Source organism: Pseudomonas sp. CP-1, from assembly GCF_021213715.1.
Lineage (GTDB): Bacteria > Pseudomonadota > Gammaproteobacteria > Pseudomonadales > Pseudomonadaceae > Pseudomonas > Pseudomonas aeruginosa.
This window is the reverse complement of the sequence record NZ_JAJQKY010000007.1, coordinates 116,352-141,662: the sequence shown is the minus strand read 5'-3', so window position 1 is coordinate 141,662 and position 25,311 is coordinate 116,352. Positions and strand designations below refer to the sequence as shown.

At 57.6% G+C, this 25,311-nt stretch carries 35 protein-coding genes; 31 read left to right on the top strand and 4 right to left on the bottom strand.

Annotated features, from left to right (window positions below; genetic code table 11):
• The first annotated feature begins 9 nt into the window (after positions 1-9).
• The 3 genes from LT948_RS16180 to LT948_RS16170 all read left to right on the top strand — a co-directional run bounded on the left by LT948_RS16180 (position 10) and on the right by LT948_RS16170 (position 4,313).
• Positions 10-459 carry a hypothetical protein gene (locus LT948_RS16180; protein ID WP_043313118.1) on the top strand — a complete coding sequence of 150 codons (450 nt, stop codon included), beginning with the start codon at positions 10-12 and terminating at the stop codon, positions 457-459.
• Positions 456-1,493 (top strand): hypothetical protein, encoded by a 1,038-nt coding sequence (locus LT948_RS16175; RefSeq protein WP_223218633.1) that lies wholly within the window; start codon positions 456-458, stop codon positions 1,491-1,493. Before LT948_RS16180 ends, LT948_RS16175 begins: the two co-directional genes overlap by 4 nt.
• Before the next feature lie 162 nt (positions 1,494-1,655).
• Positions 1,656-4,313: a DEAD/DEAH box helicase gene (locus tag LT948_RS16170; protein WP_043313038.1), complete on the top strand. Its 2,658-nt coding sequence runs from the start codon at positions 1,656-1,658 to the stop codon at positions 4,311-4,313.
• Between the two features lies 1 nt (position 4,314).
• Here the strand turns inward: LT948_RS16170 and LT948_RS16165 are convergent, their stop codons facing one another.
• Entirely contained in the window at positions 4,315-4,539 is a 225-nt protein-coding gene (locus tag LT948_RS16165) for a hypothetical protein (protein WP_052267637.1), read from the bottom strand.
• A 421-nt stretch (positions 4,540-4,960) separates the two neighbouring features.
• On the opposite strand from LT948_RS16165, the gene LT948_RS16160 reads away from it, so the two are divergent.
• The 8 genes from LT948_RS16160 (at position 4,961) to LT948_RS16125 (ending at position 9,189) form a co-directional block, all read left to right on the top strand.
• On the top strand, positions 4,961-5,185 hold the full coding sequence (locus LT948_RS16160; protein ID WP_044060656.1) for a hypothetical protein: 225 nt from the start codon (positions 4,961-4,963) through the stop codon (positions 5,183-5,185).
• Between the two features lie 314 nt (positions 5,186-5,499).
• Entirely contained in the window at positions 5,500-5,916 is a 417-nt protein-coding gene (locus LT948_RS16155) for a hypothetical protein (protein WP_023111049.1), read from the top strand.
• On the top strand, positions 5,916-6,239 hold the full coding sequence (locus LT948_RS16150) for a hypothetical protein (RefSeq protein WP_043313044.1): 324 nt from the start codon (positions 5,916-5,918) through the stop codon (positions 6,237-6,239). The genes LT948_RS16155 and LT948_RS16150 overlap by 1 nt, the downstream gene beginning before the upstream one ends.
• 132 nt (positions 6,240-6,371) lie before the next feature.
• The gene (locus LT948_RS16145; RefSeq protein ID WP_043313046.1) at positions 6,372-6,584 is read left to right on the top strand and encodes a hypothetical protein; all 213 of its coding nucleotides are present in this window, start codon (positions 6,372-6,374) and stop codon (positions 6,582-6,584) included.
• Positions 6,585-6,650: 66 nt separating this feature from the next.
• Positions 6,651-7,271 carry a YkgJ family cysteine cluster protein gene (locus LT948_RS16140; protein ID WP_232197093.1) on the top strand — a complete coding sequence of 207 codons (621 nt, stop codon included), beginning with the start codon at positions 6,651-6,653 and terminating at the stop codon, positions 7,269-7,271.
• 8 nt (positions 7,272-7,279) lie between these two features.
• Positions 7,280-7,603 (top strand): hypothetical protein, encoded by a 324-nt coding sequence (locus LT948_RS16135; RefSeq protein WP_043313050.1) that lies wholly within the window; start codon positions 7,280-7,282, stop codon positions 7,601-7,603.
• Between the two features lie 96 nt (positions 7,604-7,699).
• Positions 7,700-8,404: a hypothetical protein gene (locus LT948_RS16130; protein WP_043313051.1), complete on the top strand. Its 705-nt coding sequence runs from the start codon at positions 7,700-7,702 to the stop codon at positions 8,402-8,404.
• A 407-nt stretch (positions 8,405-8,811) separates the two neighbouring features.
• Positions 8,812-9,189 (top strand): hypothetical protein, encoded by a 378-nt coding sequence (locus tag LT948_RS16125; RefSeq protein ID WP_023111044.1) that lies wholly within the window; start codon positions 8,812-8,814, stop codon positions 9,187-9,189.
• A gap of 255 nt (positions 9,190-9,444) precedes the next feature.
• Here the strand turns inward: LT948_RS16125 and LT948_RS16120 are convergent, their stop codons facing one another.
• Complete coding sequence (locus LT948_RS16120; protein ID WP_043313053.1) at positions 9,445-9,996, bottom strand: hypothetical protein; 552 nt, start codon at positions 9,994-9,996, stop codon at positions 9,445-9,447.
• Between the two features lie 174 nt (positions 9,997-10,170).
• Between LT948_RS16120 and LT948_RS16115 the strand changes: the two genes are divergently transcribed.
• From LT948_RS16115 to LT948_RS16040, 16 genes are all read left to right on the top strand, one after another.
• Positions 10,171-10,830 (top strand): hypothetical protein, encoded by a 660-nt coding sequence (locus LT948_RS16115; RefSeq protein ID WP_019437735.1) that lies wholly within the window; start codon positions 10,171-10,173, stop codon positions 10,828-10,830.
• Between the two features lie 48 nt (positions 10,831-10,878).
• Entirely contained in the window at positions 10,879-11,370 is a 492-nt protein-coding gene (locus LT948_RS16110; RefSeq protein ID WP_019437736.1) for a hypothetical protein, read from the top strand.
• A 93-nt stretch (positions 11,371-11,463) separates the two neighbouring features.
• Positions 11,464-11,697 (top strand): hypothetical protein, encoded by a 234-nt coding sequence (locus LT948_RS16105; protein WP_019437737.1) that lies wholly within the window; start codon positions 11,464-11,466, stop codon positions 11,695-11,697.
• Between the two features lie 42 nt (positions 11,698-11,739).
• Entirely contained in the window at positions 11,740-12,165 is a 426-nt protein-coding gene (locus LT948_RS16100) for a phage protein NinX family protein (protein WP_010792793.1), read from the top strand.
• A gap of 232 nt (positions 12,166-12,397) precedes the next feature.
• Positions 12,398-14,212: a phosphoadenosine phosphosulfate reductase domain-containing protein gene (locus tag LT948_RS16095; RefSeq protein ID WP_010792792.1), complete on the top strand. Its 1,815-nt coding sequence runs from the start codon at positions 12,398-12,400 to the stop codon at positions 14,210-14,212.
• Between the two features lie 23 nt (positions 14,213-14,235).
• A complete protein-coding gene (locus LT948_RS16090; protein WP_010792791.1) occupies positions 14,236-14,625 on the top strand; it encodes a hypothetical protein in 390 nt (129 codons plus the stop codon).
• Between the two features lie 158 nt (positions 14,626-14,783).
• Positions 14,784-15,116: an Arc family DNA-binding protein gene (locus LT948_RS16085; RefSeq protein WP_019437739.1), complete on the top strand. Its 333-nt coding sequence runs from the start codon at positions 14,784-14,786 to the stop codon at positions 15,114-15,116.
• A gap of 102 nt (positions 15,117-15,218) precedes the next feature.
• Complete coding sequence (locus LT948_RS16080) at positions 15,219-15,668, top strand: hypothetical protein (RefSeq protein ID WP_026031883.1); 450 nt, start codon at positions 15,219-15,221, stop codon at positions 15,666-15,668.
• Between the two features lie 9 nt (positions 15,669-15,677).
• Positions 15,678-16,013 (top strand): hypothetical protein, encoded by a 336-nt coding sequence (locus tag LT948_RS16075; protein ID WP_019437741.1) that lies wholly within the window; start codon positions 15,678-15,680, stop codon positions 16,011-16,013.
• A gap of 95 nt (positions 16,014-16,108) precedes the next feature.
• Positions 16,109-16,765 (top strand): Bax inhibitor-1 family protein, encoded by a 657-nt coding sequence (locus tag LT948_RS16070; protein ID WP_010792788.1) that lies wholly within the window; start codon positions 16,109-16,111, stop codon positions 16,763-16,765.
• Between the two features lie 104 nt (positions 16,766-16,869).
• Complete coding sequence (locus tag LT948_RS16065) at positions 16,870-17,199, top strand: hypothetical protein (protein WP_010792787.1); 330 nt, start codon at positions 16,870-16,872, stop codon at positions 17,197-17,199.
• A gap of 9 nt (positions 17,200-17,208) precedes the next feature.
• On the top strand, positions 17,209-17,436 hold the full coding sequence (locus tag LT948_RS16060; protein ID WP_010792786.1) for a hypothetical protein: 228 nt from the start codon (positions 17,209-17,211) through the stop codon (positions 17,434-17,436).
• Positions 17,437-17,538: 102 nt separating this feature from the next.
• A complete protein-coding gene (locus LT948_RS16055) occupies positions 17,539-18,081 on the top strand; it encodes a hypothetical protein (RefSeq protein WP_010792785.1) in 543 nt (180 codons plus the stop codon).
• Positions 18,082-18,242: 161 nt separating this feature from the next.
• Positions 18,243-18,863: a hypothetical protein gene (locus tag LT948_RS16050; RefSeq protein WP_010792784.1), complete on the top strand. Its 621-nt coding sequence runs from the start codon at positions 18,243-18,245 to the stop codon at positions 18,861-18,863.
• A gap of 106 nt (positions 18,864-18,969) precedes the next feature.
• Positions 18,970-20,859, top strand: coding sequence for an AAA family ATPase (locus LT948_RS16045; protein WP_010792783.1), 1,890 nt, complete (start codon positions 18,970-18,972; stop codon positions 20,857-20,859).
• 95 nt (positions 20,860-20,954) lie between these two features.
• The gene (locus LT948_RS16040) at positions 20,955-21,293 is read left to right on the top strand and encodes a hypothetical protein (protein ID WP_010792782.1); all 339 of its coding nucleotides are present in this window, start codon (positions 20,955-20,957) and stop codon (positions 21,291-21,293) included.
• Here the strand turns inward: LT948_RS16040 and LT948_RS16035 are convergent.
• A complete protein-coding gene (locus tag LT948_RS16035) occupies positions 21,290-22,138 on the bottom strand; it encodes an HNH endonuclease (protein WP_010792781.1) in 849 nt (282 codons plus the stop codon). The two genes, LT948_RS16040 and LT948_RS16035, sit on opposite strands and share 4 nt — an antisense overlap.
• Before the next feature lie 155 nt (positions 22,139-22,293).
• Between LT948_RS16035 and LT948_RS16030 the strand changes: the two genes are divergently transcribed.
• The 4 genes from LT948_RS16030 to LT948_RS16015 all read left to right on the top strand — a co-directional run bounded on the left by LT948_RS16030 (position 22,294) and on the right by LT948_RS16015 (position 24,892).
• Positions 22,294-23,169 (top strand): hypothetical protein, encoded by an 876-nt coding sequence (locus LT948_RS16030; protein WP_010792780.1) that lies wholly within the window; start codon positions 22,294-22,296, stop codon positions 23,167-23,169.
• Positions 23,170-23,172: 3 nt separating this feature from the next.
• Positions 23,173-23,433: a hypothetical protein gene (locus LT948_RS16025; RefSeq protein ID WP_010792779.1), complete on the top strand. Its 261-nt coding sequence runs from the start codon at positions 23,173-23,175 to the stop codon at positions 23,431-23,433.
• 92 nt (positions 23,434-23,525) lie between these two features.
• Positions 23,526-24,158, top strand: coding sequence for a hypothetical protein (locus LT948_RS16020; RefSeq protein WP_010792778.1), 633 nt, complete (start codon positions 23,526-23,528; stop codon positions 24,156-24,158).
• 143 nt (positions 24,159-24,301) lie between these two features.
• Entirely contained in the window at positions 24,302-24,892 is a 591-nt protein-coding gene (locus LT948_RS16015; protein WP_010792777.1) for a hypothetical protein, read from the top strand.
• Between the two features lie 53 nt (positions 24,893-24,945).
• Here LT948_RS16015 and LT948_RS16010 read toward each other — a convergent pair whose 3' ends face one another.
• Positions 24,946-25,248, bottom strand: a complete 303-nt coding sequence (locus LT948_RS16010) for a hypothetical protein (RefSeq protein WP_010792776.1) — start codon at positions 25,246-25,248, stop codon at positions 24,946-24,948.
• Positions 25,249-25,311 lie beyond the last annotated feature (63 nt).

The following is a 25,311-nucleotide window of genomic DNA, read 5'->3' as shown; positions in this document are numbered from 1 at the left end:
TGAATGGATATGACCGAACAAGCCCTCATGGCAACCGAAGCCCTTCCGACCCAGACCTACCGCGATCCCCGCGATGGGAAAGTCATCTGGAGCAACAATGGAGAGGCCTGGCACAACGAAACCCTGGCCGAAGTCCTCAAGCGCAACGACCACCTGCTGGTGGGTTCCACCGTCTTCCGCGGCGAAATGCAGTATCCCGATCCTGCAGACTACGTCCCCGACGTCGATGACGTCCTCATTCACATGCAAGAAGAGGCAGAGGGAAGTGACTGCGGCGAATGGGTGGAGGACTACCCGGAGCCTTCTGATGAAGCGAAAGCCGAGCTGAAGGCTCTGCTTGAACCGATCAAAGCTTGGGCGCGCCTGCATTGCCGTCCCGACTTCGGTCTTGTCGAGAACGTCCAGGAGCACGTTCTTACCCAGGAAGACATCGATCAGGCCATGGAGACCGAGGCGTGAACACCTACATTCCCTCCCAGACTACTCCCAACCGGCTTGGTGCTGATTCCCGCGCTTGGTCTGCTCGGGTTCGAGCAGAGATGCAGGAAATGCTCCAGGAATGGTTCAACTCTGCCACTCAGTGCGAGGAAGCCGACGTCGACCACGAGTTCAATCGTGCCCTGGAGCACCTGATGATTTTCGCGGAGCGCCCCCAGGACCTGGTTGCTGAAGACGCCTCCTACGATCTGGCCACACTCCCACGCTTCGACCAATTTTGCGAAGAAAGTGAAACTGCTCGCTTGTCTGGTGAAGGCGCCTTCATCCGCTATGAACATGCGGCACAACTCGTTCGCGCATTGGAACTCAAGGTCTCCCAGGCTGACTTTAACTACGACAGCGATCGGGCTGCCTGGCAACGTCGGGAAGCCGAACTGCTGGCGCTCCTGGGCTCCCCGACCACTACCCCAATTCACCAGTGTCGAGAGATGCACAACCCGCTTTGGGAAGATTGCACTACTGAAGACGCTGAGAAGGCGCGCGCAGAGGGCCTGGAGGTTCGTACCATGTACTGCCTCCCTGAAGACGCTGTACGGGTGGGGTTGGAGCAGGAGAACCAAGATCTACGCTTGCAGTGTGGCGGCATGGAAATGACCATCGATGAGCTCCGCGGCTCGCTCCGTCAGCTCCAGCACCAGCTGGCCGAGATCTCGACGGACGCAGTTCAAGGCGTTGAACCGGTTGCGAAGTGCGGCCGCGGCCCGGTGGCCTCTTTCTGCCACCTGACGGACTATGGTCGCCAAGTGCTGCCCGAGGGGCGGCATTCTCTCTACCTGGCGGCCCAAGTAAAGAACGGTGTCCTGCTGATCCCCGACAATCTGCTCAGTCACCGACAAAGCTGGCGTGCAGCGTTCGAGCGCCTGATTGAGCTGGAACCAGAAAGCCATCAACCTGATTGTGATGAACGTGGATTCTGGAAGCATGAGTTGAGGGCATTCGACCATATGTACGCCGATCTGGACCGCCTTAAGGCAGCGCACCGCGACAAGGTGTGATGCCTTCTGCTGAATAGCATCGGGCAAGCCTGAACGCCTCACACCGCGCAAACCCAGTGGGGCGCTACCGGCCCCACTCCCCTTCAACCGGCTCAAAGCCCCCGAGTACCTCTCCGTTTCGTATAATCGGAAGTTTGTTGGCCACGTAACCGACACTCTCCCATGCATTTCGATCTCAATTCCCTTGCTGAGCATCAGCACGAAGGCCTCAACGGCACCTTGCAGGTATTCCAACGGGGGAACCGTGCCCAGGTTCACATGGCATGCGGCACGGGCAAGACCCGCTTGGGCCAAGCAGTGGCGTTCGCGACTGCTGCTGATTGTGTCCTGGTACTCCTGCCTTCGCTTTCGCTGATCAGCCAGACACTGGCCGCCTGGATCAGCCTTGGTCAACTCCCTTTGGATCGCATCCTATGCGTCTGCAGCGACCCATCCGTTGCGGAGAGTGAGGATGAGGATGTGGGCATCGTGGACCTGCCGGTAGAGGTCACGACAGATCCATTGGCTATTGGGACGTTTATCGAGCGGCGGTCGACCGGCCCGCTTTATGTCTTCTGCACCTATCACTCAGTTCCCACCCTCGCCGCAGGCCTACCGGTCGGGTTTCTCTTCGACCTGGGAATTTTCGATGAGGCGCATAGGACCGCCGGCTACGTCGACGCTGGCTTCACCTTCGCGCTCCATGACCATTCGACCCTGAAAATTGGAAAACGACTGTTCCTCACCGCGACGCCAAAGCATCTGCCGGAAACCGCGCGAGCAGGCTTCGAGGTCTACTCGATGTGCAACGAAGAGGTGTACGGCCCGGTGGCCTACCACCTTTCGATGCAGGAAGCGATCGCCCGCGGGATCATTTGCGATTTCCAGGTGATCATCACCGTTGTGGGGGACTCAGGGCCCAAGCTACGCGATGCGTACGAAGTTGTGGAGGAAGACTGGGCAGGGGCCAACGCTACAATCCATGCCGTAGAACTGGTCAGGGCGATGCAGCAAGTCGGAGCCCGCAAGGCCTTCACGTTCCACAATTTCATTTCACAGTCGCGCCTGTTCAGTGACACCTTGAACAAGGTGGGAGATCGACTCGCCCCCGGTATTCAGGGTTGGCACGTCGACGGCAGGATGGCCGGTAGCGAACGTCACCTGATCTTGAGGCAGTTCATAGAATGCGACATGGGCGTCGTCTCGAATGCCCGTTGCCTTTCCGAAGGGACCGATGCACCGGTCGTTGATATGGTCGGCTTCCTCGATCCGAAGGAGTCTTCAACCGATATCGTCCAGGCCCTCGGCCGGGCCTTGCGTCGTGCCCCTGGAAAACTGAAAGGGTATGTTCTGCTCCCTGTCCGCTTGAAGCTTGGGCACGGAGAAACCGTCCAACAGGCCCTTGCGCGATCTTCGATGAAGCACATCTGGAGAGTGCTCTCGACGGTGGCCGAGCTGGATGACCGGATAAAGGACGAACTGGTGCAGATCCGCCGGCGGGTTGATCCCGATTCGTGGGGAATTACTCCAGTCAGCTCCCTGCTCGACAAGCTGGAGGTGCACGCCCCGGCCGAACTGCTCGAGGCGGTGAAGGAGTTCATCCAGCACCAACTGGTTGACCGCCTCACAGTGTCTTGGGAAACCTCATTCGGTCATCTGCAACGGTATCTGGAGGAGTTTGGGCATTGCGCCGTGCCTAAGCGGTACGTGACAGCCAATGGCTCCCGTCTTGGGCTCTGGTGCGCCCAGCAGCGGACCCTACACGCTCAAGGAGTTCTGGCAGATGACCGGCGCGTTCAACTCGAAGCGATCGGATTCGATTTCGATCCACACGCCACGTCTTGGGCCGAAGCATTCCAGGAACTGAGGCAGTACAAGAGGAATCAGGGCCATGCAAACGTCCCAGCCGGCCACGTCACTGGGACCGGGCGCAACCTCGGGACCTGGTGCAGCGAACAGCGAAAGGCCTACCGCGCTGGCAGGCTCTCCGATAGTCGCGAGGAGCAGCTCCGGTCTGAAGGATTCGCTTTTGATGTCAACGAAGACCTCTGGGAAGAGAACTTCAAGGCCCTGCAGGCCTTCATCGAGCAGAATGGACACAGCAACGTCCCGGAAACCGTAGAGGGATCTCGGGGCATCAAGCTAGCCGACTGGTTGAGGAACCAGAGAACGCGCCGAATCACTTTGGCAAGAAAGCGGCGGCTCGAAGGGGTGGGAGTCAGCCTGCAGGCTGTAGCTGAATCATCCTGGGAGGATGGTTTTGAAGCCCTCCTTGAATACTTTGAGGACACGTTGAGTCCCAGCCCGCCTCTGGAATACGAGAGCCCCGGTGGGTTTGCGCTAGGCACCTGGGTGAGTTACCAGCGCCAGCGCTATCAAGCCGGAAAGCTGGAGTTGAACCGCGTATCCAGGCTTGAGCGCCTCGGGTTCGTGTTCAACATGGAGTCAGCCGCGTTCGAAGACGGCCTGATGCAACTCCGTCTGTTCCAGTCCACTCATGGCCATTGCGACGTTCCGACCACTTATGTGACCGCGGCCGGCTACAAACTCGGCTCGTGGTGTTCGAACCAACGCACCAGGTTGAAATCCCGGCCCGAAGATCCGCGGGCAAAGGCATTGATTGATCTGGGCTTTAAGATGGACCCGATTGCAGCAGCCTGGGAAAAGCATTTCACCCTAGCCACGGCGTACGTGGCCGAACATGGCTCAATGCCCTCTACCTACCAAGCCTCTTCCGGTGAGAAGGTGGGAGCCTGGCTCTACCGGCAACAGCAAAAGCTGAAGAAGGGCACGTTGCCAGAGGAGCAGGCCAGGCTGCTTGCAGATTCAGGCTTGGCCTGACTCAGTCCTTCTTGGGAGCGGTGCGTCGCCACTTCTTAACCTGGCCCTCGCGGTACTTTCGCTCCGCGTTTCCGTTCCAGCGGGCCATGACATAGGAATGATCTTCAGCCACCTCGGTAACGAGAACCCTGTAGACCGCCTGCCGGCGGAGAGTGGTATTGCCGGCCTTCTGCGAGACGACATCGTAAAGGACATCGTCCTTCTTCAGCGCGGTGATGGCGACCATGTTCTGAACTCCTTGTTGGTGGCTTGATTGCCTAGAGTCGGCATCATTCCTCGGTGCAGATTGTGCCAGAAGCCTCGGCTGATTCGGAAAGGTGGCCGAGTAGTGGCCTTTTGCAAGCAAATCACGTTGATCTGTTCGCCGACCCTTGATAAATTCGCCTCGTTTACTGCCTGAAATTGCTTTTAGGCACCGCTCCTACGCCCTTGCATTCAAGGGGGTTTGAGCGGATCACTCGGTTGGCAGAATTCTGCAAATCTGATGATAGATCCACCCAGGCACCACAACCACGCGCAGTCATGCAACCTGCTGACTGCCAGTCCCCTCGCGGCTGATTCTTTGGCCGCGCGCCAGGAATCTGCCTTAGATCCCTGGCAACCGAGCCCTGGGATTCATCGTCCTTTGCTCGGAATGGAGACTCCTCATGAAAAACCTTTTCCTGATCGCCCTCATCGGCCTCGTGATCTATGCAGTTCACTCCCAAAAAGTGGAGAAGGCTGCAGAAGATGCTGCACTCGCTCAGGCTTGCAACGCTGAACGACTCGCTGCACTGAACCACAAGCCGGGTGATTCGATCCCTAAGCGGAACCTCGCCTGCATCTCTTTTGAATCCAATAAAGAGAAAACGGTGTTTGCTCCTCAGGGCTGACCTTAAGCTGCTCGCCCCTGGCTGTTGCGCTAGGTTTCCTGGGTGCAGTTCCCTCGGGACCGGCACCATCAGGGTGAAGTTGTGATGCCTCTAAACCTACCCCGCCAGGGGTAGGTTTTCCTTTTTCTGCGGCCCTCTCTATCTATCTCGCCTTTGTCGATCGCCTTCATCCCAGGTGATGAACTCCAGCCCTTCCACTTCACTTGAACCCGCCGGCAAGAGGCATAGCCTATCCGCCACTGGATGCTGTTGGCACACCAAGTCCTGCGAGAGGATATCGGCTCCAGCTGCCCTATCCCCAAGGAGGAAACTAGGTGAGCAAGCAAGAACGTCTGGAGCACGCCAACCAGCTGATCCAAGTCATCGCCCGGCACGGCCGGCGCTTTTTCTTCGATGATACGACCAACACCACTGCCCGACTGGAGCTCGACCAGCGCGGCAAAGTGTGGTTTCACGACCACTACTCCAAAGCCCGGGTTTACACCCACCCTGCAACATTCGGGAACGGCTGGCACGGTTTTACCCACGGCGGAACCATGCGGAGTCTGGTTGAAGCGATGCGTGACTACATCCAACACGGCCGCCAGATCCCCGTGTTCTGGCTCGGTTTTCAGCGACAGTCCGACAAGTCCAATATCTGGGGCTATGAGGACGAGGCGATGTCCGCCGTCAGGATGGAAGGCAGCGCCCTTCCCATCATCCACGGGAAACCTGAAGAGGTGTTCGACTGATGGCAGAGTTCACCTTCACCGCGCACCTCTACAAGAATTTCGGCATCGCACTCCAGGTCTGGGATGAGGAAAGCCTTCCCTACTGCACACTCTCTGTGAACATTCCGGATGCCCTGTTGAAAACGGATGAATTCTGCGTCAACTGGGATGTCGACGAAGACCTGGCACAGCAGCTCCTGGCCACCGGCCGATTCGAGGACACCGGACTCGCCTGTACTGCCGGTCATGCCGTTGCACCGATCTGGCGTTTAGTCTGCCCGGAGTTGCTCGAGCATGTACGGCAGCAGCGGGATCTCGCGCGGCACCACGTTCAGCAATCCTGACTGGCATCCCCTCAATGGTCCATGCCACTGGGCATGAGCTGGGCCTCAAGTACGGAACGAACTTTTGGCCCGTTTCATGCCTACCTCATCTCCATCAAATGGAGTTTCCCCACGAAGGAACGCACTACCCTCATGCAAGACCCTGTTCAAATCGAAAAACTTCTTCGCGCCAGAGAGCGCATCCTCGCTTTCATCGACCTTGACCAAAGAGCCCTAGAGCGCACTCCCGGAATTCAAGCGCTGGAGCTATCCCTGACGAGCTGGCGTCGCCAACTCGTGAGCATCGACTCCAAATTCACCGCGCTGACGGGGCTCTCTCCGCAGCAATACCAAGCGGAAAGCTGATCAGCCCCTCGGATTTCGGGGCTTTGGCGTTATGATGTCGGCCATCTAACTCCCCGATCCGAACCTATGAATGAACTGATCTCAACCATCGACGTTTCCAGCTTGCCGAAGCGAGAGGCACTGGAGGCGACTGCCCAGGAAAATGCCTTCCGCATCGCACGGGACGCTCCCTGGATAGTGAATGCAGGCGAAATGGCGGCTGAAATCGGTGATCAGAAGGGTAGTCTCAAGGCGAAATACATGCGTCTTCGGAAGCTTGGCGATCGGATTGCAGAGGCCATCGGCCCTCATTCGGCCTGCCAGAAGACCTGCAGCCACTGCTGCCATATCGCGGTGGCCATCCATGAAGTTGAGGCCGACATCATCGCCGAGGCGACTGGCAGGAAGCGCACCCAGTCTCCCTCCGGGGAGCCGGTAGGTGAACTCGCCAACCGTTACTTCCGGCAACCCTGTCCCTTCCTGAAGCAGAATGCCTGCTCTATCTACAACTCCAGGCCCATGGCGTGCAGGCTTCACTTCTCCATTTCGGGCACCAATGCTATGTGCGATACGCGCATCGCCCCTGTCGACTCGACGGCGATCAATCTGAACCTCAATGACTTTTGGTTCGGATACATGTCCGTGATGCACGTGTCGCCGATGGAAAATGTTCGGCACTACTTCCCCAATCCCCAAACCAGGAAATGAACCACCGTATGGATACTGTTGGCCGTGCCCGCCCACAAACATGCACCCGGAGTCTGGACGAACTGATCGCACGTCGCAGCAAAATCGACAGGTATGCCTTTGCGCTGGCCGCAACTGCGATCGCGCTGGGGTTCATCGGATACCAGGCTCCCTCCGCTGTTGCTCGCCACCTGGGCTTGGTTGGGATGATCGTGAGTGTCTTCTCGACGACCTACCTGATCGACATGGCCGACGGAATGACGAACACCGTCCGCGCGCTGACGCCGAAAAAGGGCCAGAGCCTCAAGACTGTACCCACCCCTCCCCAACACCAGCCGACCCAAGCTGCGTGAATTCCACAGCCGGTGACTGCAGCGCCGGCTACGGCTTCTGGCACGCGAGCCCGCCTCCGAGACTGGGCGAAACTCAAACAGTCCATGAGGTTCACCATGCACAAGTTTCGACGCTCTCTGATGGCGGACGAGATATTCGAAGGTACTGATCTTCGCACCCAATGGGAGCTCCACGCCCCTATCGACAAACGCACATTCTTCGCCCTGGGCGATATCCTGATCTGCTTAGGTTGGATGACCTGGTGCGTTATCGGTGATGGTCGTCAACTGCTGGAAGCAAGCCTATCCACAGCAGTCGTTTTCTGGATATCGAACACCATTGCAGCGATATGCCTCTTGCTTGCCTTCAACCGGATCGGCAAGGCCATGGAGATAACAAGGGAATATAAGCGCCAGGCCGCCCTCCTCAACAACTGGCTTGCCCAGGGTTCGTATGACCATATCAGCGTCGACCATGGCGTTCTGCAGCTGGAAATCCAGACATTCCCGCTCGACAGACTTCAGATCACGGCTGTTCATGGAGAGCTTGACCCAGACTCCATTCCCTCCCTGACTGTCTATGGTGTGACCAGGGACAGCCACCAGACGAAAGACAGCCGCGGCAATCGACATTCGCATTTCGTGGTTGCGGTCGACTTCCTAATCGGCCATCAAGAAGCTGGAAGGCGTGTGGCGGAGGCAATGGCATTCGTTGGGAACGAAGCTGTTGGTACCAGGTTACAGCGGGGTTTCGGTGACGCTGCCGGCGAGCAATTGCTACGGGCCTTGAACGAGAAAGCCAGAGACTTCAGCCCAGTCTAGGAATTTCCGCCCCCCATTTTCGCTTTTCATGGCCCAGATCAGGGAATGAAATAGAGGCTAGGGCTCCTGGCCCTATAAACGTCCGTTTCCTACCGTGCTCCCGAGAGGCAAGCCATGGAAAGCGAGAATCACCGTCAGACGCCAGCACTCCCCGCCGTGACCTTGGACCATGTTCAGGGCTTTGGGGAGCAACTCTGTAGAGCCATTCGTGAGCTACGGTGTGACCCGGAGTTCAGTGCAAAGAATCTTCGCACCGCATATCAGCAGGGCCACAAGGATGCTCTCGAGCAAGCTGAAGACGCCACCCGTGAGGCGCTTGAGCGACTAATGAATGGGCTCGCCGGCGGGGATAGTGGCACCGCGCAGAGTGGGTGAGCATGGCTCAAATTCACCATTGAGCTACTGTCATGTCGAACCTTATCCCCGCAGAAATCCTGGCCCCAGAAGTAGGGGCTCTTGTCAATTACGGCACCGACAGTTTCGGCAAGGAACCAGGTCGGTACCGGGTAACCGGCTACATGTGCCGCGTGGAATCGAAACCTGATTTCGGTGACGACTTCCTTGGCGAGATCCTCTTCGACTCTTGCAGGGACTTCCAGGGCGGCAAGATGCGTTACTGCCTTCGCGAGCAGGCAACGCATGTGACCTTGACCGGTATCGCCGGCGCAATCGCCCCCATAGAAGAATGCACCGTCACGGGCATGGTTCCGTGGCCCGACGAATTGCTGAAAGAGGCTCGAGAGAAAGCCCGAAGAAAAGGTGAGCGCGGTGAAATGCTGTTCTGATCATTCGCTGGGCGTCGAACGGTCAGAGACTGAACGTCTGGATTGGGTTCTGAAGTATCGACCTGAGTTCTCTGACGGTTTCCTTCGTGTTCGACTGGAGGCTGCAGCGGCACCTGATGGGCTCTCGGGCATGTTCATGGCTGTCGGCTTAGATGCCAGGAGCTGCATCGATAACGCCCTCGCAGGCTTCCTGGTGCGACTCAGATAGCCCCATCAAAAAGGCCGGCAAAGCCGGCCTTCGTGTCTTTGCCTTGATCATCCTTGCGCCGGTGGTTGCACCTCCCCTCTCTTGCACAGCGGTTTGAGTGCTGCACGGAGAATCTGCCACCAACTCATCACGGGCGGTTGTGGATGGCGGTGAATCCCTTCTATTTGCACCTCACCGTCCGCTGGTACCGCCAGGAATCTCCTGGTAGAGCGCACGACGCGGGCCGTAAACTGGTTTTGGAAGCCAAACCGGCACCCCATAGCCAGCATGACCAGCGTGGTGCCGCCCGCGATCAGGTATCCGAACGCAGCATATGCCAGAACCAGCTCGTGAGGAGATCGCAGCTGGAAGTCACGATCGAATTCAACTGGCGAGCTAAGAGCGTCGAACACCAGTAGAAGCAACGCAACCGCCGGGGCACACATCACTGCGAGCTTCAGCATCCGAAGCGCCGTTTTCAGGACTTCCACACCCTGGGAGACATACACCACCCAGTCGCGCTTCACCGTCGCGGTGATCTGCTCCATTTCCTCGTGGGGGACCTGCCCTACCTCCACGCCATTCACATAAACCAACCAGTCGATTTCCGGCTTTGCCATTCAGGCCTCCTATTAGGGATTGGCAAGGCGCGACGACCTTGCATCCATGAGGCTATTCCGCCTGTATAGCTGGTACCAACCAAAGTACCCGTCTCCAATTCACGAACCGCTTCTGGCACACCCCTGACCACCGTGTAATGACCTCATCAACACAACGGCCACAGGTGTCCACCTATGAAGATTACGAACTCATTCACCCGCCAGGTTGGCCAGCTGGAGAACACTGATGATCCAGCCACCCCGATCCTGTTCAGGTCGATCCATCCTGCCCAGGACCAAGATCTGCTGAGCAGCATTCAACACGACGTGGGCCTGGCTCCCGGGCTTGCCCTGCTCTATGACGACGAGCATGTCCTCATCTATGACCAAGAGGAGGTCAACCTCCTTCCAAGTGAGCACCAGAATTTCTATCGCGCTGCCAGTAGCGCCAGCACCTGGCTTGGGATTGCCTGGGAGCTCTGCGTAAACACCGACAACCCGGACTCACCGATCGAGGTACTTTCAAGCGGCTGCCGCGAGCACATCGAGCGTCTGGCAACTGCCCTCAATGATTCGATCCAGCCCTCCACTTCGGTACTCGTCCCTCTGCGCAGTGTCGTTCATGAGGTGGACCCGAATGGCAGCCTGTATGCCGTGACCTGCAGACTCGCAGATGATGATGATGATTCTGTCTATCACGTGCGCTGTGCGGATGAGGGAACCGCCCAGGAAGTGGCAATCCGCAACCTCTACGAAGAGGCGGGCTCTAGCCCGGACCCCACTGCTGAAGGTCATCGTCAGCACTACATCATCACCTCCCAACTGGTCGCCACCCCGGTCGCGAGCACCATCTAACCCCTACGCCCCGGGCTGACCGGGGCTCATCGTCCTGGAGTCTTCCACGTGTCCTACCGCGTAATCCCCAATGAGCATGCTGTACAGCATTTGGAACTGAAGATCGGTCGCCAAAGCTCGAACTTCGCAAACAACCTGTATTCGGTCATGAATTCGCTGATGGAGGGCAAGTTTTCTGGCGGTCTCTGGGAGCTCCGCGAGTACAACAACGGTGCAGTTGCCATGGTTCTGCCGCAAGCAGACCGTGTGGTGGTCGCATCGCAGGCTTGCCAGCGCAATCTGGAGATGTCCCTGGAGGCCCTGTCCCTCATCGCGAATTCCATGCTTCTCGTAGGCCTTTGCGAACAAGCGGCCTTTCATGGTCATGAGGAAGAAGCACTACACCTGCGAAATCTCAACGACGTACTGCGCGATGCGGTCGATGGTCTCATGACTTGCGTGCTGAGGGACGGAGAGCTGCAGGAACCCACAGAAGCGGATCGCCTTATGCCGATGGCAAAGCATCCGGAAAGGGCTCAGTTCCGTCGGTTCATCGACTGAGTAAGGGGCCTGAAAGAAAATTCAGCCCCTGGTGGTGGCACAGGCTGAGCCGCTCGAACATGGCTACATCAACGAACAAGCGAGTAATGAGCCATGAGCCAGCAGCACTCCCCACTCCAGCAACTCACCGCCCTCGGCTACGCCGTGGCATCTGGAGCCATGCGCTTAGACGTCGCAATGTCGATGGGCGTGTCCATCCTGGCGCGTGACGATCAGGGTGCCATTCTGCAGATCAGCTGCAGCAAGGGCATCCTGGCTATCACAGCCGCCAAGCAAACTCCCCAGCTCACCGCCCCGGCGATCCTCTTGAATCGCGTCATCGCATAACCAACCCCCCAAGAGCGCGTCTCTAGAAGAAGGACCACAACGATGAACATGGTTGAAGTACAAACTGAGGAGCTGATCGGCGCGGCACTGGACTGGGCCATCGCAACGATTGAAGGCCTGCCGATAAAGTACGACCCGATGGCTTTCGGAAATACAGCGAATGGAGGCTACTGGATCTGGGATAAAGCGCCTGGCGGCATGATGGCCAAGATCGGCGACAAATACAGCCCCTCGAGCAACTGGAGCCAACTTGGCCCGTTGATCGAGAAGCGCGCCATCGTCCTGGGCAACCACGAATCGGGAGACCCGAGCCGCCAAGGTGAATTTTGGGGGAGCGCTCATTGCTTCGACTCGGGCACCAGCTTTGAAACCTACAAGGGCGTCAAGGTGGCCGCCTGCCGCGCTATCGTCGCCAAAGAGATGGGCCCCGTAGTGCGAGTCCCGATAGTGCTGGTCCAGCCGGGCTGAACCGCAATCTCGGCTCCTGATCATCCCGTCCGTTAACTGAGGGGGCGCCTGCCCCCTAACCCTGGTTCAACTCCAGCTATTGGCACTGAACTTAGCCCCTGAGTTGCGCCCAGCGGCTCCCATACCTCCCCTGAGCAGCAACTCGAAACTTTTCCTTTACCCCGGTTCTGGCACAACCAAGTGCCCCTGAAACTGGGCTCATTCCGATATTCATCGCAGTGAGCCCAGCACCATGACCTCCGCGCAAACCAAACTGAACCAGTCGATACAAGCCGGCCTATTCGACGCCGCAGAGCCTGCCCCGGTTCTTCTGCAGGTGGTAGACCTGACCTTCGACGAGAAGGTGAAAGCCGCGGTTGAGGCCATCAAGCAGCAGGTGCGCGAAGGTCGTCGCCTAGTGGTGGCCTGGTCGGGAGGCAAGGACAGCAGCGTGACACTGAATTTGGCGTTTACCGCCCTGCGCGATCTGATCGCTGAAGGCCACAGTGTTCCGGCACTGCACGTAATCCATTCGAACACTGGTCTCGAAAATCCAGTGATCGAGATCTACAACAAAGGCCAGATCAGGGCGATCAAGGCTTACGCCAAAACTGCCGGTATCGAGACTCGTGTTTGGGTGGCCTCCCCAAATCTGTCCAACGACTATCTCGTTGGCCTGCTGTCCGGCCGCACGATCATGTCGGTGGGCAACAACACCAAGTGCCAACAGATGATGAAGAAGTCAGCATTGGACCGAATCAAGCGCCAAGTGCGTGCCTGGATAGCCGAAAAGGATGGAGTCAAAGCGAAAGACGCAAATCTGGTAAGCCTGATCGGCACACGCTTCGAGGAAAGCGCGCAGCGCGCTGCACGGATGAAGGCTCGAGGTGAGAGTTCTACGGAAGCTGTCGATGCGATGGAAGATGGTCAACTCGTGTTGAGCCCGATCGCCGAATGGGATGCGTTCGACATCTTCACCTACATCGGGCACGTCCGCTCCGAGAAGATTGAGGCCTACTCCGACTTCGAAGAGTTGGTTGATATCTACCGGGACGCCAACGGCGGGGACTGCATGGTCAACCAGTACATCTCGGGCCGGGAGCAGAACCGCCCACCCTGCTCCGCCAGGACAGGTTGCTGGGCCTGCGGACGTATCTCGAAGGACACCAGCGCCGAAAACATGATTTCGGCTGAGGGCGGAAAGCACGCTTGGATGAAGCCCCTGCTCGACCTGCGGAACTACATGCTGGCGCGACACTTCGATCCGTCTGCGCGCTGCTGGCTGGCGCGTACGATCAACGAAGAAACCGGGACAATTAAGGTCGTACCCAACGCTTACGCTCCGGGATATACCCTGGAGCTGCTGCGCCTGATTCTGACGATACAAGTCCGGGAGCAGATCGCTGCACGCAAGCTGGGCATTGCTCCCCGCTTCCATCTTCTTGACCACCGCCAGCTAATCGCTCTGGACTGCCTCTGGGGCCGGTACCAGTACCAACGCAGCTTCATGGCCCTGCGCACCTGGAAAGAGATCTACGAGCAAGGCAAGCGTTATGACATTCCCGATCTTGCCTCGATTCCTAAGTACACCGAGAAGGACGTTTCCTTCCGTGCAGAGGTTCCCTTCGCGGATGAGGAATATTTCGCCGCGTGGCGCGGATTCCGCAATGTGGAAGCTGCTGCCGTGGATTGGGAAGACACCACCGTTCTTCCGAACGGCAAGATCGTTCAGAACGCGAACGTAGGTGACGAGTTCGAGATCGACGAAGAAGGTGCGGCATTGTTCTGGGAGTTCGACCTCGACTATGCCCTGAACCGAATCTCGGTGCTGGATAACCCCTCTGGCGTTGTCCATTACCTGGTCGGTCTCGGAACTGTAACCCTCTACAAGGGCAGCCTGGGAGAGTGGGATCGGATGATGCGCGTGGGCAACCAGGCCTGGTTCCACGGGCTGATGCCGATCATCAATGACCCGCATGCGCTGGTCGAAACCCTGCAAGCAAAGTTCCAGAAAAAGGAAGAAGACAAGCGAAATGCCCTGATCGGGCAGCTGGCGCTGTTTCTCTAAACCCGAACTACGAGGATGAAACTATGGTCCTGATCACCAGCCTGGCAATCGAAGAGGCAGCAGAAACGCTGACCGAGGACGGAGGTCGCTTCGGCGACACACTCTTTGGCGGCCAGGTCATTGAGGCTGCCCGCGCACTGCTCAAGCAGCAGACCGAGGATCAGGGGCCGCCGCTTCCCCTGGGTGAGTTCTTCGAACGCAGGGAGGATATGGGCCAAGGACGCTTGCGGTTGATCCTGGACGGGGACTCTGACGTTTGCGTAGCAGTGATCAGCGACGAGGGTGAAATGGCAGACGTCGAGTTCTGTGTGCCCTTCTCCGGCGGCGGCCGCTCCCCGAAGGTCCGTGAAGCGCTGTTGAACCTGTGCCGCGCTATCCGCGACGAGAACGAAACCAACCCGATCCCAGACTAGCACCGGCCGACAATGACCAAGCGCTTCAGTAGTACAGCCTGAAAACCTGGGCCTCGGTTTGGCTCGAATAACGCCAGCGGGCCGATAGACTAACAACCCCATGGACTGCCCTGAGAGGTCCTCAGTCGCATGAACGTGGACAGAATGAAGGAAAGAAAGTGAGCAACAGTCAATTCCCACTATATGCCTCACGAATCGCAGACAAATTCGTGGTTCGCTTCCCGGACGGAATGCGCAACAAAATCGCGGACGTTGCCCGGGGGAACTTCCGCAGCATGAACTCAGAAATCCTTGCTCGGCTCGAAGCGAGCCTTGAGGCCGAATCTCAGGATGGGAATGAGAACCTTCCTGCAGCGAACGGCGAAGGTCTGTCCGCGGATGAACTTCGCCTAATTGCCCGTTTCAGGAAGCTCGACGTGAAACAGCAGTCCGCGCTGGTCGAACTCCTCACACCAGTGGCCCAGGCTCCTCACCTCGCCAAAGCATCCTGATCGGTTAAGCCCGTCTGTTGAATCCCAAGCCCCATCAAGTGTGGGGCTTGGGCCGTAAAAGAGGCGTGTTATTCGCGCCCGCGATAATGTAGGGAATGACAAATGACTGATACGCCCACAGGAAAATGCACTCTCAGCGATCCGATACCATTCAGTGGAAAAGGGAAAACTCCCATTGCTGACGCATATGCGGAAGCAGAAATGATGTTGGCCGAGTATCGTCACGCCCTCAACGATGGTGTCGGCGCGGACATTGATCGATATGAGTTGATCTGTTATCCCGACTTCATGGGCAAAAAGAATGTAGGGGTTGCTTACAGCACCGAGCTTCAGCGGGTGTATCTGCTATTCATCGGCGCAGATCGCCCTGAGCCAGATTATGAACCAGTGTGGCTGCTCGACCAGGCAAAGGAACTCACACTGCTTTCGCGCACATTGGTGGTGCCGGATCAGACCTCAAATGCGTCCACGTTCTGGGGAGGAATCAAGCGCGGACCTATCATTTCGTACCGTTTCAAGCTGGCCGATGCGCCAACATTCATCAACTTCTAGGGATTTCGGATGAGCCAACACATTGTTTGCGTGCCGTGCGCGAAGTCCAATGGCTTGGTCCGGGTTCAACTTGGGTGGGACAAGCCAATGGCAGAGTTCTACCTAGTCGTTTTCGCGGAGCCGCCTGCGGGCCAGCAATACAGCGATGAACGGATCATTTACTCCAACCTCGACGACCCACGTTCTCATGCCCAGGAGCTTGGCTATTTCAAGGGGGTGGTCCGTGAACTGGGCTGCGACGTCCCGGAGTCTATGTGGCGAGCTGCATACCAAGATAGAGAGTTCAACGTCGTCAACAAAACCGTCTTTTACTCTCAGAGCGGGGATGTAGTTGAGCATCTCTAAGTTGCTATGAACCAGCTGGTGGCACACGCGACCAGGTAATTGAATGTAGGACCTGACGATGTCCATGGGGGGCTCGTCGAGCGAAAGGAACCATCATGTTCAAGAACGATACCTTCAGCCGCATCGGCAGCTATCACCAGATATCCGCGTCGGTTTACAACCTGATCCTCGGAGCGGTACTTCTCTGGGGCTTCGCCCTGAACTGGTGGATGGTAGCAACCATCCCGACCGAAACCATCAAAGCGATCAACCCGTTGGTGTTCATCATCGGATACTTCGCCAGTGCGATCGTCGGCTGCATCATTATCTTCAGCTCGAAGAACCCGATCATTAGCTTCTTCGGCTACAACATGATCGTGGTTCCGATCGGCCTGGTATTGGTCATGTTCATTCCCGGCCACTCGCAGGAAAACATCATCGCGGCAGTCCGTGTCACCACCCTCCTCACGGTATCCATGATGGTTCTGGGAACGCTGTTCCCGGCCTTCTTCAAACGGATCGAGGCTGCGCTTTTCTGGGCGTTGTGCATCACGATCGTGGTTGAGCTGCTGCAGATCTTCGTGTTCGACGTAAAACTGGGCGTAATGGACTGGATCGTCGCAGCCATTTTTTGTGGATACGTAGGTGTGGATTGGGGGCGGGCCAACCAGATCGAGCGGACCGTCGACAACGCGGTGGACAGCGCGGCATCGCTCTACCTGGACATCATCAACCTGTTCGTGCGGGTACTGGAGATCATCTCGAAGAAGTGAGTCCGCCGTCCCGGTCCATAACGGATTTCAGCCCCTCAACTTGGCTCGTACGGGTCGCCACCACTTCATAGGATAGGAGTCTCCACCATTGGACTCCTATCCATATGAACCAGAACACTGACGCTACCAAGCCCCAGGACACCGAGGTTTCGTCTCAGACGCAACTGGCAATCCTCCTGTCTATCCGCGGTGGACTCACCAGCGGGTTCACCGCCCAACGATGCATTTCGCAAATCGCTAAGGTCGGTCCAGTTGGTAACTGGGAGGCTGCAGCTTCCAAATACGAAGTTGGCAGCTCGCTGGCGCAGGCCCTGTTGACTTCGGGAGCCTTCAGTTCCGATGTCCAGTTGCTGATCGGCTTCATGGATGACCACCAGGTCAATCCCGTCCAGCAACTTGACCCCGCAATCGACTATCTCAAAGCAGTCCTGTAGGAGCTCATGATGCTTCGTTTGATCATTTTTGCGGTGTTCGCTCTGACCTACTATCTCGGCCGCTTCAAGAGTGACTGGCTGTACGCCTTGTTCGACCAGGACATGACCGCTGACCCGGATCGAATCTTCGGTCTGCTGACGACCATGGGGGCCGGTGCCCTTTGCCTTCTCATCCTTATGTTCGTTGCCGGCTGCATGGCTGTCGGTCAGCGGAGCGCCGTCGACCAAGAACAGTAGGCTCTCTCAAGCTGCCAAGGCAATGATCCGCCTCATTGAACGAAGCACCTGAAAAGGTGCTTCACCCCTCAATCCAGGGTTTAAATACCCTTTGGAGAACGAATGCCAAAACTCCCCATGCTTGCTCTTGCCGCAGTCGCGGCCGCTGTAATTTCGGTGCCTGCATCCGCCGGCGATCGCATCACGATCCAGACCGAAGTCACCAAGGGCGGCGTTGTGCTCAGCAGCGGTACCCAGGAAATCTCGAAAGGGGCTACCGCCCATTTCAACGATGGGCGTTTCAAGGAAATCGATACCAACGTGACGGTGACGTGCCGGGAAGGCATCAGCCGCTGGTTGAATCCCTTCAAACCCGCCTGTGACAAACCGACTCGAGAGAAGGAAAAGGTGCCCGTTGGGTTCATGGCCGATATTACGGCTCGAGAAGCGTCCGACGACAAATTTGCCGTCTCTGTCGACGGTAGCTACGTTCAGGTCCTCGAAGAGCAAAAACTCAAACTCGGAGACACCGAACTCGAATCTGCATCCTTCCGTATCCAAAGTCTAAACAGCAGCATGGTCGTCATGGCTAATTCCGAGGTGGAAATTGCTAACGGAATAGGTGCTGATGAGATCAAGCTGAAGGTAAAGGTTCAGCGCCTGTAAGGCCTTCTACCAGGGCCGCAGGGCAATTCACTGCGGTTCTGGCACGCATCGTCTGCCCTGAAACTGTGTCCATTCTGAACACAGCCAGGGGATACACGATGACTGCAGTACGCAAACTCCAACCGTCACCTGAGACCCATACGGTCGAAGGGATAGCAGCCATGTACGCTCACGAGCTGGGCGGGCGCGCCGGTCGAGAAATCCAGGTGCGGGACTATCACCTGCATTTCGCCGAAGCTCTCCTGGCACGCGATGCGTATGCGCTCAATTTCCTGGCAAACGGATTGAACAATGTCGGCAAGGCAGTGTTCACCGCGGTTACCGGAGTCCAGCTGCCGCGCACTCAATCCGGCACCTGGGCCACTATCCTCGAATGGGCCGGCGTAGATCCGAAGCAAGACGACCTCAAGAAAGCCGAGCATCACCTGCAGGTTCTGCACACAAGCCTGTGCTCACGTTTCTCTGAAGTAGACCGCCTCACCCGCTTCGCGGAGAGCGGATACGCACAGGGCTTCGTTCAGGTGATCAAGGATGGCCGTCGCTACCTCATGGCTGATGCAAGTGGAAAGGTAGGGCTCAACCTGAGCACTCGTGGGCTTCACGGTGAACACACCCGTCCCTACATCGAGGCCTACCTTGCTGTCCAAAAGATCAAAGTTGAACTGGGCCTGCAGAAGGAGCCGGTGTACGTGCCTGCAGACGCGCCTGCAGGCAACCATTCGCCAGCGCCCAAGCCTGCTCCGGCCACCCAGCTGACAGAGCAGCTCGGCATGGGCTTTTAACCAAGCGCCAGCTTTTCAGAAGGTGGAGATGGCTTGAACACTCCACCTGCTCATGATCTTTTCATCACCAGCGGGCCAGCCTTGGGCCCGGCCTAAAGGGAACTCCATGAAAGACTCGCTCCTCACGCGCATCCGCCGGTCCCTGCGCAACAAGTATGTGCAGTCAATGATCGGGTGCGCACTCACCTTGGTGCTGTTCGGCGGATACTGGGCGTACAACCAATTCCTGCAACCCCAGGGGCCTGATACGTCTGCTGGTCAGCACCAGGCAACGATCATGGATCAGATCAGCAAGAACCCCTCCCGGTGGACCGATAACAGGAAAACGCTGGACAACCTCATGGAAGACGTCCGTCTAGGGAACGTCATCGAAGCTGACATCGGGAAGGAAGACATCTACATCACGACCAAGGACGAACGGGCCTATGTCGTGAGCGACCAGTTCGGCCAAGTAGCCCGGCAGTTGCTCAACTTGATCTACAACGAAAAGACTCCGTTGTTCACCATTCAGGAACTGAAGATCGGCCCTCAGATCAGCGCAGCCCGTTCGCTGGACGTAGCGGTTCAACTGATGATGGTCCTCTTCTTCGGGTGCATGCTCTGGCCCATGTTGAGCCCCTACCTCACGATCCGTAGGAAAAAAGCGACATCCAAGGTCACCTTCAAGGACGTGATCGGGTGCGATGAGGCAAAGCGAACCCTGATGGACATGACCGCATGGCTGCGGACCCCAGAGAATTTCGCCCTGCTGAACGCGCGACCACCGAGAGGGGTTCTGTTTACCGGCGACCCAGGCGTAGGCAAAACGCTCTTGGCCAAGGCGCTGGCAAATGAGTGTGGCGTGAACTTCATCGAAGCGAATGGCAGCAGCTTCAGCAGCATGTTCTATGGCGTTGGCATCCAGAAGGTAAAGGGCCTGTTCCGAGAGGCACGCCGCAAAGCGCCGTGCATCCTGTTCATCGACGAAATAGACGGGATTGGCCGGCGCGTCGACCAAGGGCGCCTTGCCGATGGTGAAGGGAACCGCATCGTCAATCAGTTCCTCACCGAGCTGGATGGGTTTAGCGAAAATGCTGGGGTGATGCTGATCGCCGCAACCAACCATGTCGATGCCCTGGACAAAGCTCTTCGCCGGGAAGGTCGATTCGACCGGACCGTTCATGTCCCCCTACCGACGCTCGAGGACCGGGTACGCTTACTGCAGCTGTACCTAGGCAAGACCAAGCCGGCAGAAGACCTGAACTATGACCGCCTTGCCAAGAACTGCATGGGGCTGACGCCAGCAGCTATCGCCTTCGTTGCGAACAACGCAGCGCTTCTTGCCGCTCGCAGCAGCGATACCGAAGTTGGAATGCACCACATCCTGGAAGCAATCGAGATCCAGCGCATGGGTGAAGCGGATGAGAACCAGAAACTGGCAAGCCCTGAGGACCGTCGTAGAGTGGCAGTTCATGAAGCTGGTCATGCACTGGTTGGCGCGCTTCTCAACACCGGACGGGTGGAAAAAGTCACCATTCTCCCCCGCGGGCCTGCGCAAGGCGTCACCCTGATTCTTCCGCTCGAGGACAAGCGACTGCATTTGCAGTCCGAGATTCAGGCGCAGCTCGCTATGGTTCTGGCCGGTCGCGCTGCGGAAGCTAACGTCTTTCAGGAAGTATCCACTGGCGCTGCCGGGGACCTGCAAGAAGCCACTAGGATAGCCCTTTCAATGGTGACCAGTTACGGGATGTCCAATGACGAAAGCCTCACCAGCCTGGCGACCATGCGAGAGCTCGGCATAGCGATCGATGCCCGGATCATCATGGAAAAGGTGGATACGCTGCTGAACGCTGGGTATGAAAAGGCGTTGGCACTGATCGAGAACTGCCGCCCAGAGCTGGATTTCATCGTCGAGCAACTGCTGGCGCACGAGACCATTGGCGGCGAAGTCGTATATCAGGCCCTGGAGCCAATCGGGTTCCCGGTACAGATTGTGGAGTCCGCGGCGGTCGCTTGAAGGCGCCGGTGGGGCCGGGATTACTCCGGCCCAGCTGCTTCTGGCACAAGAGCATGCGGCCGATCCTGACTGCAAACCACAACAGGAGCACGGCCATGAAACTCCAGCACGCCCACCTGCTTTATGGATCGACCACCATTCCGGTGCTGCCCACCACCTCGACTCCTATCCCCGAGGAGTTCGATTTCGCATCTCCCGAAGGCTGTGCGAAGAGCATCTTCGCCATCATGGGCCGTGCAGCCGGCGGACACTCGATAGATGCCTGCCAACTGCGCATCAATCGCGAGCGGGGAACTGCCAATCTCATCGGGCGCGGAGTGCATGTCTTCTACCGAGACGACTCCCTTCCCCCGCTGACCGTCGATGAAGCACTCGAACTGGTGAGCAGGAAGGTCCAAGAGACCTTCCACCTCGGTACAGTCGCACCCTGCTAGAAGCCATAGGGTGAGGAGCCATAGGGGCTCTGTTGTGGCCCCTTGTAATCCGTCAGGAACTCGTCGAAGCGCTCCAGCATCTGCACAAAGATGTGCAGGGACCTCGTTGATTCGTCGCGGAACACCAAATTCCCCTCCTCGTCCACCTGGTGGTAGAAATCGAACATTCCCTCACCCATCAATGCCAGGGCAGGCATTTCGGCCAGGCGTCCAGCCATCCGAACGATCTCACTTTCCCAAACCTGAATTTCCGGAGTGAATGTCCAGTGCGGATGGTAGGCGTTCCAGGGCTTGGCCATGTACAGGCCGGCCCGGTTCCGAATCAGTCGAGCAAACTCAGTGTCGAACTTTACAGTGGAGTTGAACCGATCCCCGGGCGATACGTTGAACTTCGCCTCCCGGAACTTCACTCTGACCTGCCATACGTCGTTGAGAAATTGCGCCGCGTTTTGATGATCGCGGGTGAGATCACTGCCAACCATCAGAGCTTGAAGGCGGCGTCCTCCGGCTTGGTGAGCGTCTATTGCCAGGCGCTTCCAATGGAGCAGCATGTCAACCGGGTAAAGGCACGCACTGTGATCGATCATGCGATGGCACACCGCGCACAGCCAAATCCCATTTTCATAGCCGTGACGATCCACATCCATCGGCAGATCGTAATATCGGGCCGCGTGTGGGCGCGCTCCGCAGATATGCGCAGCATCGCCCGTCAGCTTGTCTTTGCGCCGGGCCCGGTCGTAGACAAAGGTCTGAATCCCACAAAATGGGGCTGAACAGTAACCCCCAACATCCCGCCGTAGATCTTCTTTTACCCGCGGAGGAAATCCATCATCTGTCGTGCTCATGCTATTTCTCCTGAGCCTCTAAGTAATGAGCAGCCGCCAATTAAACCGGCACCGGTGGACGAGGATAACCGGGAAATTCACCGTTGCGTTTTGGCATAGCCAAGCTAGAGTCGGCCGTTACCATCATGAGCCTCAGCAACTCCTGGAGGAGCTCAATGATCACGCCATCGGAAAGCTGCCCGGTGTGGCAGCGCTATCTCGAAATCGTTGCCGCAGCTGGAGCAATGCCCAACCACCTCCCGGACAAGAGTTCGCTCTATCATCGGCTCCTCGCCGGCAAGCAACCACTGGTGCTGCCTCCTCCCCTGTCCCATTCTTACCCCTGGTACGACGTTGTGGAGTCCGAAAAGGTCTTCGCCCCATTAGACGGGCCAGTCGCTTACGAGCCGCTGACTGAGGACGAACCGCCCGTCGATGCGGTATGGATCGATCAGACCCCCTGGCTTGTTGTCGAACGGATTAGCAATTCGGAAATGATCGTCTCGCAGCCTGGCTGGCTGGATCTCGGGTTCCGATGGCGCTACTGGCATAAACCAATCCGCGCAGATCAATCCGAGGCATGCATGATCGCCCACTATGATCGAGCTGTTGGCCGCATCACCACCAGTGCTCAGCTCGACCTAGAGTGCCGGCACCAAGCCGAGCATTGGAAGGCGCACCTTGAAATTGCCGTATCCGCCTTCAGCAATGAGGTCAAGCTGATGGGGATCGACCCCGATCTTGAGGATGCAGAAGATACCCTAAGAGGGCGAATGAACAGGGCTGCGGCTCAGATGCGTCTTGACCGGGCAGTAAGGGATGCGCGGACCCGAGTGGAGAAAGGCCTGCCTGCGGTGCCGTCTGATGCGGAGGTCGAAGCCTACGCGCATCGCTACCGGACAAACCTCCTTGAGGGTTCATTCCAGGAGCAAGATGGCTGGCTATATGTTGACGGCTGGGCGTTGCAGCGAATCTCGCCAGAGAAACTCGGGCCTGAACACTATTTGCCTGGCGCACCGGCTGCCCAACCGCAAGAGAGCCTGGAGGACTGAACTGTGCTCCAACCCTGCAATGAAACTGCGAGAAATCTGCTACTTCGCCTCGAAGCAGCTGGCCTGCGGGAGAGAGCTACCCCCGGCCTCGACGGTATCGGCAGTTACTGCATCGGCGTTCGGGCCACCAACGCCATCGAGGTGTTCGAGCTTGGGAGGACTCTGGGAGCTGATTTCGGCAAGATCCGCGTCGAAAGCTATGCGGAGGGCCACATCATCGCGTTCCCGGAAGCGCTGGTAAAACTGGATCATGGTTCTGCCTGAGCATTTCCAGTTCGGTCTGCTGCACCGGTTCTGGCACAACCGGCGCAGCCTCACCATAGGTCCATCGAATTCATCAACGAAGGATCTACTCCATGAGCACCAATAACCCCAACGCTCTCGACCTCAATCGCGCCATCAACACCTATTCCAGTGACGAGGCGGAGCGCCTGGCCTATCAGCGCATGCAGGAGGTCGGCTTCAAGATTGCTGACATCCTTATAGAGATGCCTCTCGGGACCATGGCTGATCTGGGCCAAGGCGAGTGCCTGTTCGTAGCCCCGTATGCCGGCCGAATCGAGGTTTTCTCTACCCCGGACTGGCATGACAACTGCCGCTGGGGTGATGTCAACTGGTTCTTCCTGAATGACTATCAGGGCCTTTCCGCCGAGGATCTGGACGAACACCGGGTCACGATGGAAAACTGGCTGAAGAACCCGGTATTCCGGCAATGCGTGCCTGCGGACAACGCATTCAAGGTCGTAGCTGCTCAGGAAGACTGGGCGCAGAGTCAAACCGGGGCTGCTCCCTCCCCGCTGAATCGCTATGAACATGACAACGTCAAAAGCCTCATCGGCGGCTACATGGTCACTTCCAAATCCAAACCGCAGGAAACGCGAGTGGAGCAATTCAGCCGGGCGAAAGCTGAGTTGATCGGTCACCTGGAGCGCCAGCTCCAGCAGGTTAAAGGCTTCACCTTCGCGGATCTGTCCAAGAAAGTGAGTTGAGCTCAATCCCAACTCCATGAACCCCGCTTCGGCGGGGTTTCCTGTTCCTGGGTGAGGCCTAGGCCGAATTTCAGCCCTGCCATTTCGCTTGTGCGCGCGCCCACGGCCAGGACACTAGGGCCTTTCTCACCCAGGGAGCCAACATGATCAGCATTCGAGACAAGAAGGTTTTCGAATCCGCGGACGAAGTCCAAATCGAAGTCCACCAGGACGACATCCATCTCGCTGCCCTGGGGCAGTTCACAGCTGTACGTTGCGGCTACGGCGGCCACACTTCCTTCACGGTCATTCAAGAGGACAATCCCTTCGATTCCAAAAAGCCCCTGTTGCAGGTGAAGGAGGGCTACAACACACTCGCGTGGTTCACCAGCGAGGTAGAAGCCAACAAGCTCCTAGCCCGCCTTCGTGAGGTGTTTCTGGAGATAAGGGCAAAGCAGGAAGAGAATTACCGGCATGAGCCGGACTCGATCACCGTCAAAGTGATCAAGCGCTCAATCGAGTGGATCGGAATCGTGCTGACAGCGCTGGTAATCGCCTTTGTCGGCGGCATGACTGCATATCCCGGTTGGAAGATGGGCGAGGGGCTGTACCACTCTGTGATCAACAGCTCTGAGACGTCGGATGGACTGAGCTTCGACTCGGCCGGGGAGCTGCTCCCGCCGGCAGAATCACCCGAAGCCGATTCTGGGTTGGAGCCCAATCAGCCCAGCGAACCGCTACCGGCCAAAGACTGATAATCAAAAACCCGACACACACTCAAAGAGGCGTGTCGGGTTTTTCCCGAATGTCAGGCCTCGCCTGCGCGTATGGCTTCGTAGATGACTGCCAAGAGAGGCTTATGGTCCTCGAGCGAACCATCCTCATCCATCTGGTCGTATGCCGTCAGCGTGTCGAGCCAGGTGAAGAACGCCTCGAAGTCGTCATATCCGCTGATCACATCAAGAGAATGACCGTCTTCTGCCAGCAAGCCTGATACCTGGGCCATCAGCTCACGATAGGAAGGCAGGGCCCCATCCAGCTCGGTTGCGAGCTCATCGAGCTTTTCGTTGTAGCGCTGTTCGAATGCGGAAATGTTGTTGGCGTTCTGCATGATGCTGGCTCCTGTAGCTGGGGCCCCTTGCCCCGCGATGGAGTCACTATCAAGCCGTCCTTC